Consider the following 14,364-nt stretch of genomic DNA (forward strand, 5'->3'; position numbering starts at 1 on the left):
AATTACCAATTACAAACCGGAAAGCCGCCATGCCCGTCATTACCAATATCGACGACCTCAAACGCATCCATCGCCGTCGCGTACCCAAGATGTTTTATGACTATGCGGAAAGCGGCAGCTGGACAGAACAAACCTTTCGTGAAAACACCTCGGACTTTGACCAAATCCGCCTACGCCAGCGCGTAGCCGTTGATATGTCGGGTCGCAGCACGGCCACAAAGATGATCGGTGAAAACGTCGCCATGCCCGTTGCACTGGCCCCTGTTGGCCTCACCGGCATGCAGCACGCTGACGGCGAAATCAAAGCGGCGCGCGCCGCAGAAGCTTTTGGCGTTCCCTTCACCCTTTCCACGATGTCGATCAATTCCATCGAGGACGTCGCGTCGGCAACCCACAAACCATTCTGGTTCCAGCTGTATACCATGCGGGACGAAGACTATGTGAGCCGTCTGATTGAGCGGGCCCGTGCGGCCAACTGCTCGGCATTGGTGATCACCCTTGATCTTCAAATTTTAGGTCAACGTCACAAAGACATTAAAAACGGCCTGACCGCCCCTCCCAAGCTGACGCCCTCCACCATTGCAAACCTCGCGACCAAGTGGCGTTGGGGCCTAGAGATGTTACAAACCAAGAACCGCGGATTTGGCAACATCGTCGGCCACGTCGATAATATCTCGGACGCTTCAGACCTGAGCGCGTGGACAGCCGAGCAATTTGACCCAAGCCTTGATTGGGGCAAAATCGCCAAGATCAAAGAGCAATGGGGCGGCAAGGTGATCCTCAAAGGTATCCTTGATGCTGAAGATGCAAAAATGGCGATGCAGGTTGGCGCGGACGCGATCATCGTGAGCAACCACGGCGGACGCCAGCTCGATGGTGCACTCAGCTCCATCCGAATGCTACCTGCGATCCTTGATGCGGTTGGCGATCAGATTGAGGTCCACCTCGACAGCGGCATTCGTTCTGGGCAGGACGTCCTAAAGGCGATGGCAATGGGCGCAACGGGCACCTACATCGGCCGCGCATACATTTATGGTCTTGGGGCGATGGGCCAAGCGGGCGTTACACGCGCGCTTGAAGTCATCCACAAGGAACTGGATACAACCATGGCCTTGTGTGGTGAAACACAGGTTGAAAACCTTGGCCGTCACAACCTGTTGATCCCAAAAAACTTTGAGGGCGACTGGCAAGACTGATGCTGATCTTTTCAGAGCAGAATCTTGTGCTCTTTTCAGTGCCCAAAACTGGCTCGACCGCGATGGAAGTCGCGCTCAAGCCGTGGGCAGACATTGCGTTCTACAAACACCGCAAGCACACGCCAGTGGGCCGCTATCAGCGCAAGATCGCGCCCTTCCTGCGCGAGGCCTACCAACTAGAGCCTGAAACAATGGCCGTGATCCGCGCGCCGCTTGAGCATTTACGCAGTTGGTATCGCTACCGCGCGGCAACCTTGGATGTTGATTTTGACGGCTTTGTCCAAGCCGTCATATCCCCGAAACCTCCTGAATGGGCACGTATAGGGAACCAGTTCGATTTCCTTACTGGCCCAAATGAAAAGCTGGGAATCACCCATCTGTTTGCTTATGAAACGCAACCCATACTGCGCACATGGCTAAACGCCCGAATGGGATCAGAGATTTCGTTCAAACCACAAAATATCTCGCCCCCAGCGCCTACACCAATTTCAAAGACTACCCAGACAGCCTTTGAGACCCACTACGCCAGCGAAATAACTCTTCACACGCAGGTTATTGAAGCAAGTGGCCATCTCATATCCGAGTGGTAACATTGCTCGCACGGGCCTAGCGCGCGACGCTGCTTACCCGTGCGAGCAAAGGCACCACCGATACGGCCACAATAACTAACACAATGGCGACCGACATGAACGCAGTGCTTAGGCTAAAGCCTTCTGCGATCAGCCCCATCATCGGCGGCCCAAAGAAGAACGCACCATACCCCAACACGGACACCCGCGCGATCACTGCCAGGCGTATCTTGCGCGGCACCACACGGCCAACCAATGCCAATGTCAGCGGGGCCACCACCGAAATGCCCAGCCCCGCCACCGCAAAGGACAACAACGCCAAGCCGACATTGGATGCAACAGCCGCGCCGACAAGACCAATCGCTGCAAGCAGACAGGCCAGCATCATCAGTGTGGTTTCACGCATATATTGCGCCAAGGCGTGACCAGACAAACGCCCTACCCCCATCATCAAGCCGAGCAACGCAGGCCCCAATGCGCCCTGCTGGGCTGAACCGCCCAAACCACGCTCAATATGGAGTGCCGACCATCCCTCTGCTGACGCCTCGGTCAGGAAAGCAAAAAACACCAAGGCGCCTGCCAAGAGAACCAGTTGCAAAGGCATCCGGCGGGTGGGTTCTTCTACGGCTTCAATTTCAGAGGGCATGACATCTTCGATAGCGATCCACGCCAGCAGGCCGAATAAAACAAGCAGCGATGCAAACACTTCGGTAGGCACCCATCCCGCATTTCGGAGGACACCAACAGCAAGTGCGGCACCACCGTAAGCAAACGAATACAACGCGTGATTGAGGTTCATTAAACTGCTCCCTGTGCGCGCCTCAATATCTGCGACCTGCGCATTGACGAGCACGTCAACCACACCCGTCCCTGCGGAAAGAACCGTCAACATCACCGCCAACGCCCAAAGCGTGGGGACCATCCCCGCCCCCAGCAGGCCCAACCCAACAGTGCAAATAGCGATACAGACCGCGAAACGCCCTGCTATCACCTGCGCCATCGGAGCAAGCCACATCGCGGCAACAGCCCCTAAAGATGCCCAAAGAACCGCGATTCCATACTCTCCGTCAGAAGCATCAACCCCAGTCTTCACAACAGGCATTTGGGCAAAATACGCAGACCACGCCACCCCAATGGCGATAAAGCCTCCAAGTGGCTTGCGGGAAGCGGATATGTCTTGCAAAATGTTCATATCCGCAGGGCTTGTCACGCGAATTCGCCATTCACAAGCGCGTCCAAACATTTATCTCTTTTCACGCAGCAGATTCCCGTCTATACGCGCGAATTCACGCGGAGCGACAGCCTTGGAGGCGTTCCGCCCTAACTTATTGGAGAATTATTATGGCCGGAGAGATCCCAGATCTTGAAGTTCAAGAACGCACGGGGACAGGCAAGGGCGCCGCTCGTCAGGCACGCCGCGATGGCTTGGTCCCAGGAATCATCTTTGGTGGCGACGTTGACCCGCTGCCAATCCAGATGGATTTCAACAAGCTGCTGACCATGTTGCGCAAAGGCCGCTTTAAAGCGACATTGTTCAACATGAAAGTCGAAGGCCACGATGACGTTCGCGTTATCTGCCGCGACGTTCAGCGCCACGTTGTAAAAGACCTGCCAACGCACGTCGACTTTATGCGCCTCAAGCGTACAACCAAGATCAACCTTTTCATCAACGTTGAAGTTGCTGGTGAAGAAGAGTGCCCAGGCCTGAAAAAAGGCGGCACGCTGAACTTGGTTCGTTCCGAAGTTGAACTGCTGGTTACTGCAGCAGACATCCCTGAGAGCATCGTTGTAGACATTTCCGAACTGGAAATCGGCGACAACGCGACAATCGCAAATGTTAAGTTGCCTGAAGGTTGCAAGCCAATCATCGACCGCGACTTTGTTATTGCACAGGTTTCCGCACCATCCGGTCTGGCATCCGCTTCCAGCGATGACGAAGACGGCGCCGAAGGCGAAGCAGAAGCTACAGAGGGCGGCGAAGAGTAATCTTCCCACTTCTTTAAATGCTACAGATTGGGTCGCCTTCGGGCGGCCCTTTTTGCTTTGCGGTTAGGGCTTGGGCAAAGTATCTACAGGGCAAGCAGCGGAGAAACGCATGAAACTTATTGTAGGTCTTGGCAATCCGGGCAGCAAATACGCCCGCAACCGTCACAACATCGGCTTTATGGCTGTTGAACAGATTGCTGCGGATCATGGGTTTGGCCCGTGGAAAAGCAAACACCAAGGCAGCATCAGCGAGGGCCGTTTCGGCAGTACCCGCGCCATCCTGCTGCGCCCTGAGACATTTATGAACAAGTCTGGCGATAGCGTCGCGGCCGCGATGCGATTTCACAAGATCGACTCCGAAGACGTTGTCGTCTTCCACGACGAGCTCGACCTTGCGCCCGGTAAAGTAAAGTTCAAGATGGGCGGCGGGCATGCCGGGCACAACGGCTTACGTTCGATCCACAGCCACCTTGGCCCAGATTATGGCCGCGTCCGCCTTGGCATTGGTCATCCAGGACATAAGGACCGAGTTGCAGGATATGTCCTGAATGATTTTGCCAAAGCCGAAGCAGATTGGCTGGACGACGTGTTGCGCGGCGTCAGCGATGGCGCAGCCTACCTCGCCGAGGGCGACAACGCCAAATTCATGAATGCCGTGAGCATGCGCACCGCACCCGCGCGCCCCTCAACCGGTAAAAAAGGCCCAGCCAAAGCGCCATCTGAGCCCGTGTCCGCGGCCCCAATAAAAGAGGCCTCAGACAATCGTTCAGCAGTGCAAAAATTGATGGATAGGTTCAAATGAGTTTAATCAAAGCATTTCGCCACCAAGCCATATCATGCGCAGCATTGGCCAGCCCGTTTATGAGCCAACTTCTGAACGTACTGGCTGATAACTGGCCAACAGACAGCGCATTGGCGCAGAAATTTGCGGGTTTTGAGGGCGATATCGGGCCTGCGGGCCACTCCCTCCCGCTACGCACGGCTGGTGGCCTGCATGCGCTTGTCCTGACGGGGCAAGACGCAGGGTTGGCACAGGTTTACCCGCCAAATACAGCCTCTGATGCAGATCTGCGCGATGCCGTTTTGGCCGCGTTGAAAACACACGCTGAATTCCTGCTCGACTGGACAGACAGCCCGCCCCAGACAAATGAAGTCCGCCGCTCTGCTGCGCTGATCGCTGGCGCCCGTGTTGCCGTGACCCATTTTGATCTTCCGCTGCACCTCAGTGAGCTGGGTGCCAGTGGCGGCCTAAACCTGATGTGGGACCATTACGGATTAGACCTAACACAAGCACAGTTCGGACCAAGCAAACCCGCCCTTACGCTAAAACCAGATTGGACGGGCGCGATGCCGCCTGCCCGGACGCCAAATATCGCAACGCGCGCGGGCGTCGACCTTAACCCACTAGATCCACAGCGTGCAGACCACCTGCTGCGACTGACTGCCTATCTGTGGCCCGACCAACCTGAACGCCTGTCCCTTACCCGCGCTGCGGCATCTGTGATGAACGCGCAGATTGATTCTGGCGATGCTGTTGAGTGGCTATCAGGCAGGCTCAGTGAGGCACCACAGGGTCATCTACATCTGATCCAGCATTCGGTTGCTTGGCAGTATTTCCCCTTAGCAGTGCAGGCCCGTGGCACCGCCCTGATTGAGGCCGCAGGCGCGCAAGCAACGCCAGAGCGCCCGCTTGGGTGGCTGTCCATGGAAAGTGACGGAGACACCAAAGGCGGCAAAGGTGCTCTTGTCACACTGCGCCTATGGCCCGGAAATATCACGCTTCACTTGGGGCGTGCGGATTTCCACGGCCGCTGGATCAATTGGCAATACGAGGGCGCGTGAACTTGACCTAGCTAGTCCGCGACAGACATGTTTGAGTGCGGTAGGTTTAGCATGGAGATCGTAAATGCGCAGGTTTGGTAAGTGGATTATTCGCATTATAGCAGTACTGATTCTAGCAACAGTCGTTGTTGGCCTATGGCAACGTGAACAGATTACGCGGCTTATGGCCGTCAATTCGCTGTTTTCCGCCGAAAAGATCGTCCATAATTTTTCACACATGGATGCCGCCTTTCTTAATACTCCTGTACCCCGCGGCACGGGCCCAACTGCCGAGCTGCCGTATGGCGACGACGCAGCGCTGCCCGATGAAGTCATGCCATGGATCAACGACCGAAGCGTGACAGCGCTTGTTGTGCTAAAAGACGGCGATATTGTGCATGAGAGTTATTACAAGGGCACTGAGCCCGAAGATTTGCGCATCTCATGGTCCGTCGCAAAAAGCTATTTATCCGCGTTGTTTGGTGTTTTGTTAGAAGAAGGTGTCATTGCCTCTATCGACGACCCCGTAACAAAATATGCCCCTTCCCTCATTGGCGGAGCCTATGAAAAGGCGAGTATCCGAAATGTGCTGAACATGGCCAGCGGTGTCACCTTTGACGAAGACTACCTTGATCAAAAATCTGACATAAACCGCATGGGTCGGGTACTTGCCCTTGGGGGTAGCATGGATAAGTTTGCCGCCGACATCAGCGAAAGCTTCGCAGAGCCGGGCGCGGAATGGAAATACGTCTCGATCGACACGCATATCTTGTCCATGGTTGTGCGCGGTGCAGCGGGCCGCCCAATTGCGGAATTGCTCAGCGAAAAAATCATAGTCCCCATGGGGCTGGAGCATGCACCCTATTACCTGACAGACGGTTTTGGCACCGCATTTGTGTTAGGTGGGCTGAACCTGATCACCCGCGACTATGCGCGTATGGGGCAGATGTTTTTGCAAAACGGGAACTATAACGGGACCCAGATTGTACCGCAGGAGTGGGTTGCCGCCTCTACCGTGCCTTCGGCGCCTACAGCCGCCGGAGAGATTAGGTATGGCTATCAGTGGTGGATCCCTCAGGGGGCAGTCGAGGGTGAATTTATGGCGCGTGGCATCTATGGCCAATACGTCTATATCAACCGCACGCGCGGCGTGGTGATCGCAACAAACGCAGCAGACAAAAAATTCCGCGAAGATGGCGTTTCTGAACAGAACGTCGCGATTTTCCGCAGCATCGCCAACGGCATCTAAGGAGCCCATGATGGAACCAGATGAGAGCATCAATGTAGAGGGCGGAACCCTCGGGTTATGTGGCACCGATCCCGTGACGGGCTATTACCGCGACGGGCATTGCAATACCTGCGCTGACGATGAGGGAAGCCACACCGTTTGCGCCATAATGACCGCAGAGTTCCTCGCGTTTTCAAAATATGTAGGCAATGATTTATCAACGCCTAATCCGACCTTCGGGTTTTCCGGCCTCAAGGCCGGGGACCCGTGGTGTTTATGTGCCGGGCGGTTCTTGCAGGCCGCTGATGAGGGCTGTGGGCCCATGGTGAATTTGGCGGCTACGCACATCCGCGCGTTGGAAGTTGTCCCTTTGGATGTTTTGCGCGCACACGCCACTGAGCCGCGCCCATGAAGCACCTACTGCTAGCGGGCGTCATGGCGCTGATAGCAACAACAGCAACCGCGCAAGAGATCAGGCCACAAGAACAAGCGCGGTTAGATCGATATGAGCGCTTGGCCGGACGTGCCCTGCTTGATGGATTATCACGAGGTTCGCCTGCGGATGTCGCAGCTTTAGGCACCGCCTTATCAGGCACACCACAAGTGGCGTTTGATCCGTCCCTGCAAGGAGAATGGCGCTGCCGCACGATGAAGCTGGGCGGAAGCGCAGCATTGGTGGTGTACACGAATTTCAAATGCCACATGACATTGGACAACACTGGCGTCACCTTTGAAAAGCTGTCTGGCTCGCAGCGCACTTCTGGTCGCATCGAAATGCGCGGCGGGCGAGCGGTCTATTTAGGTGTCGGGTATGTCTCCAACGAACAGCCACAATCCTACAGCGATCTGGCACCCGATTTTGAAGGCACAGGCACCATCACGCCAGATGTGGCGGTGTTTGAGCGTATCTCAGAAACCCGCGCAAGATTGATGTTCCCTGCGCCGATCAATGAGAGTGACTTTGATATTTTGGAATTGACGCGGTAAGGGCCAACCGGCCCCTACCGTTTCTTTAGGCGAATTCGCCCATCTCAAAACCCAGCGCACGTGCAACGGTAAAAATGTCTTTGTCGCCACGGCCACACATGTTCATGCAAATGATGTGATCCTTGGGCAGCTCAGGTGCGATTTTCATCACATGCGCCAGCGCGTGCGATGGTTCAAGCGCGGGGATGATCCCTTCCAGCTGACAGCATTTCTGGAATGCAGCCAATGCCTCAACATCCGTAATCGAGACGTATTGCGCGCGGCCGATATCATGCAGCCATGCGTGTTCTGGCCCGATGCCCGGGTAATCAAGACCCGCAGAGATCGAGAACCCTTCAAGGATTTGACCATCATCGTCTTGCAGCAAATAGGTCCGGTTGCCGTGCAATACACCAGGGCGACCACCAGTAAGGGAGGCGCAGTGCTCCATCTTGGCGTTCACACCTTTACCACCAGCCTCAACCCCGATGATGTTGACCGATTTGTCGTCAAGAAACGGGAAGAACAAGCCCATCGCGTTTGAACCGCCACCGATGGCCGCGATCAGCGTGTCGGGCAACCGGCCTTCTGCACGTTCCATCTGAGTACGTACTTCTTTGCCGATGATGCTTTGGAAGTCGCGTACCATTGCAGGATACGGGTGTGGACCTGCCACAGTCCCAATGCAGTAGAATGTATCGCGCACGTTTGTGACCCAATCGCGCAACGCATCGTTCATGGCGTCCTTTAACGTGCCACGGCCGGAGGTCACTGGAATGATCTCGGCGCCCAGAAGGCGCATACGGAACACATTTGGCGCCTGACGTTCAACATCATGCGCGCCCATATAGACCACACACTTAAGGCCAAACTTGGCGCAAACAGTTGCCGTTGCCACACCGTGTTGACCTGCACCGGTTTCAGCGATGATCCGCTTTTTACCCATGCGCATGGCAAGAATGATCTGGCCCAGCACGTTGTTGATCTTGTGCGCGCCTGTGTGGTTCAGCTCGTCGCGCTTCATGTAAATCTTGGCGCCGCCCAACTCTTCGGTCAAACGCTCCGCGTGATAAAGTGGGCTTGGGCGCCCAACATAGTGCTCCCAAAGATCATCCATCTGAGCCCAGAAGGTCTCGTCTGTTTTCGCTTTTTCGTATTCCGCCTGCAGCTCAAGGATCAGCGGCATCAAGGTTTCCGACACAAAGCGGCCACCAAAATCACCAAAGCGGCCATTCTCATCAGGGCCGTTCATGAAGCTGTTGAAAAGATCGTCTTCCATAGCACTTGTGCCTTTCGGATAATGTGTTGCGAAAATCAATATCGTCCATAGCAGCAATGGTAAAGCAGCCATGAGCCCACAGAAGGCCCCGTTTCTGAATCTAGTCTAAAACTTAGGCCTCAGTCGCGCGTGGCGGCCTGAATCAATGCACGGATTAAGTTGGGGTCTTTCACACCAACTTCACGCTCAACGCCGGAGGAAACATCCACCTGCCGCGCGCCTGTCCGCTTGATCGCCTCCGCGACATTGTCAGGGGTTAGCCCGCCTGCCAGCATCCAAGGAGAACGCCAAACACGCCCCGCCAGCAATTGCCAATCAAAGGCCAGCCCGTTCCCACCAGGAAGGTCGGCCCCTTTGGGCGGCTTTGCATCAACCAATAACTGATCAGCCACACCCGCGTATAAATCAAGCTGCGCCAAATCAGCGCGGTCAGCCACACCAATGGCTTTCATCACAGGCAAGCCATAGCGGGCCTTCACCTGCGCCACACGTTCGGGGCTCTCAGAACCGTGCAACTGGAGCATGTCCAAGGGAACCGCCTGCGTCAGCGCATCCAACATCGCATCATCGGCATTCACCGTGAGTGCAACCTTGCAAATACCCATAGGAACGGTTGCGGCCAAAGCCGCTGCATCCTGAAATTCAATATGACGTGGAGATTTTGGGAAAAACACAAACCCAACATACCGTGCGCCAGCTTGCGCCGCCGCACGTATGTTCGCGCTGTCCCGCAGCCCGCAAATCTTGACTGCAGTGTCAGATGGCATCTGCTATTAGCCAGCTTTGTCCAGCAGCGCGATGACTTCGTCTTTGCCCTCGTGCTTTTGGGCTTTCAACTTGTCCAATTCGCGCTGTAAACGCCGCATTTCACGCGCCTGCTTTGCAGCCTCTGCACGCTCACCGTATTCACGGATCCATTCCCAGACCAGACCGATCAAAAGACCCGCAAGGACGCTTCCCAGAATCACAATAAACAGCGGGAGCTGCATAGAGGGGTTCACAGCAAACAAGCCTGAGACCTCTGTCGGCAATACCTGCAGAGAAACCATCCCGCGATTTGCCAAAGCAACAGAAATCAAAGCCACCGCAAAGATGGCGATACATAGATACCGAACGTAGCGCATTAACTTTTCCCGTTTAACCGATCACGGAGCAACTTCCCCGTTTTGAAAAACGGTACATGTTTCTCTTCAACATTAACAGTCTCACCAGTGCGTGGATTGCGTCCTACACGTGAATCCCGTTTTTTGACCGAAAACGCGCCAAAGCCGCGCAGCTCGACGCGATCACCTTGCGACATCGCACTCGTTATCTCGTCAAATATGGTATTCACAATCCGCTCCACGTCTCGTTGGTACAGATGTGGATTGTCGTCTGCGATCTTCTGGATCAATTCTGACCGGATCATTTATATCTCCCCTGCGCTATTTTTTTTGCGTCACTATAACTTCACTATAGGAAAAAACACGTACACCGGAAAGTGACTGATCCGACCAAATGAAGCAATTTATTGTACTTTTCTTAACGAGTCCGCCTGCATAGCGCAACTTTGGTCTGTTTTGCTCTGCAAAATACGGCCCATCCCAACACCAAGCAAAAAACTCGAAAGTGCGATTCGCAAAGAAAAGGCCCCGTGCATCACTGCACGGGGCCTCAATTTTCAGACAACCTTTCGGTTGATATTTAGTCGTCGCTGGTCTTCAGCGCCGCACCAAGGATGTCGCCAAGTGACGCACCTGAGTCGGAAGAACCATACTGTTCCACGGCTTCTTTCTCTTCAGCGATTTCACGCGCTTTGATCGAGACGCCCAGACGGTGTGCTTTGGTGTCGACGTTTGTGATGCGTACATCAACTTTGTCGCCAACAGAGAAGCGCTCAGGGCGCTGCTCAGCACGGTCACGGGACAGGTCGGAGCGGCGAATAAAGGCTTTCATACCTTCATACTCAACTTCGATGCCGCCATCTTCGATGGAGGTCACAGCAACTGTCACCACGGAGCCGCGCTTCACGCCGCCAACCGCTTCCGCGAACTTGTCGCCGCCAACACCTTTGATGGAGAGCGAGATACGCTCTTTCTCAACGTCGACTTCAGATACAACCGCGCCGACTGTGTCGCCTTTACGGTAGTCCTGAATGGCTTCTTCGCCGCGCTGGTCCCATGACAGGTCAGAGAGGTGAACCATGCCGTCGATGTCGCCTGGCAGGCCAACAAACAAACCGAATTCGGTGATGTTTTTGACTTCGCCTTCAACTTCGGTGCCTTCAGGGTGCGTTTCTGCAAACACTTCCCATGGGTTGCGCATGGTCTGCTTGAGACCAAGGGAAACGCGACGCTTGGAACCGTCGATTTCCAGAACCATGACTTCGACTTCTTGTGAAGTAGACACGATTTTGCCCGGGTGTACGTTCTTCTTGGTCCAAGACATCTCGGAAACGTGCACAAGACCTTCTACGCCTGGCTCCAGCTCTACAAAGGCGCCGTAATCGGTGATGTTGGTCACGCGGCCAGTGTGTGAGGATTCCAGTGGGTATTTCGCAGCAACCAGATCCCATGGATCTTCTTGCAACTGCTTCATGCCCAAGGAGATACGGTGTGTCTCTTTGTTGATCTTGATCACCTGAACCTTGATCGTTTCGCCGATGGCGAGGATCTCGGATGGGTGGTTCACACGGCGCCATGCCATGTCTGTCACGTGCAGCAAGCCGTCTACGCCGCCAAGGTCCACGAACGCACCGTATTCGGTGATGTTCTTGACCACGCCGTCGACCGTCTGGCCTTCGGTGAGGTTGCCGATAACTTCGGCACGCTGTTCGGCACGTGATTCTTCGAGGATCGCACGACGCGATACAACGATGTTACCACGACGACGGTCCATTTTCAGAACCTGGAACGGCTGCTTAAGACCCATCAATGGGCCAGCATCGCGCACGGGGCGCACGTCAACCTGAGAACCAGGCAAGAACGCAACAGCGCCGCCCAGATCAACAGTAAAGCCACCTTTAACACGGCCAAAGATTGCGCCTTCGACGCGTTCTTCTGCAGCGTAGGCTTTCTCCAGACGATCCCATGCTTCTTCACGGCGCGCCATCTCACGGGAGATTACAGCTTCGCCTTTGGAGTTCTCTACCTGACGCAGGAACACTTCGACTTCGTCGCCGACAGCAATTTTGGGAGCTTCGCCAGGATCGGCAAATTCTTTTAGCTCAACGCGGCCTTCCATCTTGTAGCCGACGTCGATAATGGCTTGGCCCGCTTCGATTGCGATGACCTTACCTTTGACAACAGAACCCTCTTCGGGCGTGTCCATTTCGAAGCTTTCGTTCAAGAGTGCTTCAAACTCGTCCATCATATTCGCCATGTAGCGTATAGTATCCTTTGGTATGTTGTATCTGGCCGTGCGGTTGTCTCCGCCGGTCTTGGGTGAAAATTGGACCTCAGGGAAAACTGAACCGACCGAGATAATGAAAGAGGGCCGGAAGAATCCGACCCTGCCCAAGTTATCGCGTCCGGTGCCTGTATTCGCCCCTTAGACAAGCGCGCGTATATGGGATTTGGCGTGATGGTGCAAGAGGCTGCACTGCCTGCTGGTTATTGTGGGCTACCCTTCGCCGCTTTAGATCGCAGCGGGCCATTACGGCGCCACATTCACTGCCATGCATGTCGCTGGGATGTTCGCGCAAACATCCCAAAACAGCGTTCAATCAGGTGTGAATGGAGGGACACAAATGCAAACCACTGAGAAAAAGCCGATACGTTCGGGGGGCCGTAACGCACGACGCGCAACAAGGGCTGCAACCGACATCACCATGCTGCCGGGGCTGACGCGCGCCCTGCCCGTCTGCGAGGTCATGGACCACGATCAAGTCACGCGGATCGATAACGCCTCCATGTCTATCCTAGAAAACATCGGCATCGTGTTTCGCGACCCTATCGCCTTGGAAGATTGGCGAAAAGCGGGTGCCGACGTGCGCGGCGAAGTGGTGCATTTGGATCGCGGCCTTGTACGTGAGCTGATCAAAACGATCCCTTCGGATTTCACCTATCACGCCCGCAACCCAGATCGAAACATCAGGCTGGGCGGCAAGCATTCGATGTTCATCCCGATGACAGGCGCGCCATTTTTACGCGATCTGGATGATGTCCGCCGCAACCCCACGCTGGATGATCTAGCGATGTTTCACAAGCTGGCCCATATGATGCCCGCGCTGCATTCTTCGGCTCATCACATCGTGGAACCCTACGATCACGCGATCAGCCAGCGCCATTTACGGATCACTTATTCGTCGATGAAACATTCAGACAAGACATTCATGGGCATGACCACCAGCCCCAAAAACGCCGAAGACGTGCTGGACATGTGCGCGATTCTGTTTGGCGAGGAATTCATGGAGACACACCCCGTCGTGACGGGCAATTGCAACGGCAACTCCCCCCTGGTTTGGGATGAGACGATGCTGGGCGCGATGCGCGCGTTCAACCGCCGCAACCAACCCGTGCTGTGCTCACCCTTCGTGTTGGGCGGCGCAAACACGCCCGCCTCGGTGGCCCCAACCGTGGCGCAGCTGAACGCAGAAGCCCTCAGCGCGCTGGCCTACACCCAAGTGGTGCGTAAAGGATGCCCTGCTATTTATGGGCACTATCTGGCGTCCGTTTCGATGAAGTCAGGCGCGCCGATGGCTGGCACACCCGAAATTAGCATGATGAACTTTATGATTGGCCAGATGGCGCGGTTTTACGATGTACCGTGGCGCACCTCCAATACCTTGGGCGGGGCCAAAACCTTTGACGCCCAAGCAGGGTATGAAAGCGCAACAACCCTATCCGCAGTCATGCATTCCGGGGCAAATTACATCTGGCACTCTGCGGGCTGGAATGAGGCAGGGATGCACTGTTCGACCGCCAAATTCATCGTGGACGCAGAGCAGTGCGCGATGGCGTATCGCATGGCCGAAGGGCCACGGTGGGACGATTTTGACGAAGGCATGGCCGCGGTTGCCGATGTCGGTCCGGGCGGTCATTACCTTGGCCATCCGCACACATTGGAAAACTTCCAGCGCGCGTTTTTCATGCCTGAGATGTTTGACAACAATTCAATCGAGCAATGGCAAGCTGCTGGTGGCATTGAAATCACAGAACGCGCATTAATCCATGCGCGCAAACTGCTTAGCGAGTATCAAGAACCAAAGCTCGAGCAATCCACAAACGATGCATTGTTAGATTACATCGCGCGGCGTGAACGCGAAATTCCCGAAGCCGACGCGTTGAACAACGACTACTAAAGACAAAACCCACGACAGGTCATCTGTCGTGGGTTTGA

At 55.2% G+C, this 14,364-nt stretch carries 15 protein-coding genes; 9 read left to right on the forward strand and 6 right to left on the reverse strand.

The genetic code is table 11. The features are described from left to right. Nucleotides 1-29 precede the first annotated feature (29 nt). Together V7775_RS00865 and V7775_RS00870 are read left to right on the forward strand one after the other, a co-directional pair. Nucleotides 30-1,196, forward strand: a complete 1,167-nt coding sequence (locus V7775_RS00865; RefSeq protein WP_335749964.1) for an alpha-hydroxy acid oxidase — start codon at nucleotides 30-32, stop codon at nucleotides 1,194-1,196. Then, nucleotides 1,196-1,786 (forward strand): hypothetical protein, encoded by a 591-nt coding sequence (locus tag V7775_RS00870; protein ID WP_335749965.1) that lies wholly within the window; start codon nucleotides 1,196-1,198, stop codon nucleotides 1,784-1,786. The genes V7775_RS00865 and V7775_RS00870 overlap by 1 nt, the downstream gene beginning before the upstream one ends. Before the next feature lie 16 nt (nucleotides 1,787-1,802). On the opposite strand, the gene V7775_RS00875 is transcribed toward V7775_RS00870, so the two are convergent. Next, nucleotides 1,803-3,008: an MFS transporter gene (locus tag V7775_RS00875; protein ID WP_335749966.1), complete on the reverse strand. Its 1,206-nt coding sequence runs from the start codon at nucleotides 3,006-3,008 to the stop codon at nucleotides 1,803-1,805. Between the two features lie 98 nt (nucleotides 3,009-3,106). On the opposite strand from V7775_RS00875, the gene V7775_RS00880 reads away from it, so the two are divergent. The 6 genes from V7775_RS00880 to V7775_RS00905 all read left to right on the forward strand — a co-directional run bounded on the left by V7775_RS00880 (nucleotide 3,107) and on the right by V7775_RS00905 (nucleotide 7,787). Further along, a complete protein-coding gene (locus V7775_RS00880) occupies nucleotides 3,107-3,751 on the forward strand; it encodes a 50S ribosomal protein L25/general stress protein Ctc (protein ID WP_335749967.1) in 645 nt (214 codons plus the stop codon). Between the two features lie 109 nt (nucleotides 3,752-3,860). Next, nucleotides 3,861-4,553 (forward strand): aminoacyl-tRNA hydrolase, encoded by a 693-nt coding sequence (gene pth / locus V7775_RS00885; protein WP_335749968.1) that lies wholly within the window; start codon nucleotides 3,861-3,863, stop codon nucleotides 4,551-4,553. Then, nucleotides 4,550-5,593: a DUF2332 domain-containing protein gene (locus V7775_RS00890; RefSeq protein WP_335749969.1), complete on the forward strand. Its 1,044-nt coding sequence runs from the start codon at nucleotides 4,550-4,552 to the stop codon at nucleotides 5,591-5,593. Before pth ends, V7775_RS00890 begins: the two co-directional genes overlap by 4 nt. A gap of 64 nt (nucleotides 5,594-5,657) precedes the next feature. Next, complete coding sequence (locus V7775_RS00895) at nucleotides 5,658-6,821, forward strand: serine hydrolase domain-containing protein (RefSeq protein WP_335749970.1); 1,164 nt, start codon at nucleotides 5,658-5,660, stop codon at nucleotides 6,819-6,821. A gap of 10 nt (nucleotides 6,822-6,831) precedes the next feature. Continuing rightward, on the forward strand, nucleotides 6,832-7,212 hold the full coding sequence (locus V7775_RS00900) for a DUF2237 family protein (protein WP_335749971.1): 381 nt from the start codon (nucleotides 6,832-6,834) through the stop codon (nucleotides 7,210-7,212). After that, nucleotides 7,209-7,787, forward strand: coding sequence for a DUF4893 domain-containing protein (locus V7775_RS00905; RefSeq protein ID WP_335749972.1), 579 nt, complete (start codon nucleotides 7,209-7,211; stop codon nucleotides 7,785-7,787). The genes V7775_RS00900 and V7775_RS00905 overlap by 4 nt, the downstream gene beginning before the upstream one ends. Before the next feature lie 25 nt (nucleotides 7,788-7,812). Here the strand turns inward: V7775_RS00905 and trpB are convergent, their stop codons facing one another. The 5 genes from trpB to rpsA form a co-directional block, all read right to left on the reverse strand. After that, the gene (trpB, locus tag V7775_RS00910) at nucleotides 7,813-9,045 is read right to left on the reverse strand and encodes a tryptophan synthase subunit beta (protein ID WP_335749973.1); all 1,233 of its coding nucleotides are present in this window, start codon (nucleotides 9,043-9,045) and stop codon (nucleotides 7,813-7,815) included. Nucleotides 9,046-9,164: 119 nt separating this feature from the next. After that, entirely contained in the window at nucleotides 9,165-9,812 is a 648-nt protein-coding gene (locus V7775_RS00915; protein WP_335749974.1) for a phosphoribosylanthranilate isomerase, read from the reverse strand. Between the two features lie 6 nt (nucleotides 9,813-9,818). Continuing rightward, nucleotides 9,819-10,169, reverse strand: a complete 351-nt coding sequence (locus tag V7775_RS00920) for a LapA family protein (RefSeq protein WP_335749975.1) — start codon at nucleotides 10,167-10,169, stop codon at nucleotides 9,819-9,821. Next, nucleotides 10,169-10,453: an integration host factor subunit beta gene (ihfB, locus tag V7775_RS00925; RefSeq protein ID WP_335749976.1), complete on the reverse strand. Its 285-nt coding sequence runs from the start codon at nucleotides 10,451-10,453 to the stop codon at nucleotides 10,169-10,171. The genes V7775_RS00920 and ihfB overlap by 1 nt, the downstream gene beginning before the upstream one ends. A 275-nt stretch (nucleotides 10,454-10,728) precedes the next feature. Further along, nucleotides 10,729-12,405, reverse strand: coding sequence for a 30S ribosomal protein S1 (gene rpsA / locus V7775_RS00930; protein ID WP_335749977.1), 1,677 nt, complete (start codon nucleotides 12,403-12,405; stop codon nucleotides 10,729-10,731). Nucleotides 12,406-12,772: 367 nt separating this feature from the next. Here rpsA and V7775_RS00935 point away from each other — a divergent pair, with 367 nt between their 5' ends. Further along, a complete protein-coding gene (locus tag V7775_RS00935) occupies nucleotides 12,773-14,326 on the forward strand; it encodes a trimethylamine methyltransferase family protein (RefSeq protein WP_335749978.1) in 1,554 nt (517 codons plus the stop codon). Nucleotides 14,327-14,364 lie beyond the last annotated feature (38 nt).

This window comes from Sulfitobacter sp. (assembly GCF_036960155.1).
Lineage (GTDB): Bacteria > Pseudomonadota > Alphaproteobacteria > Rhodobacterales > Rhodobacteraceae > Sulfitobacter.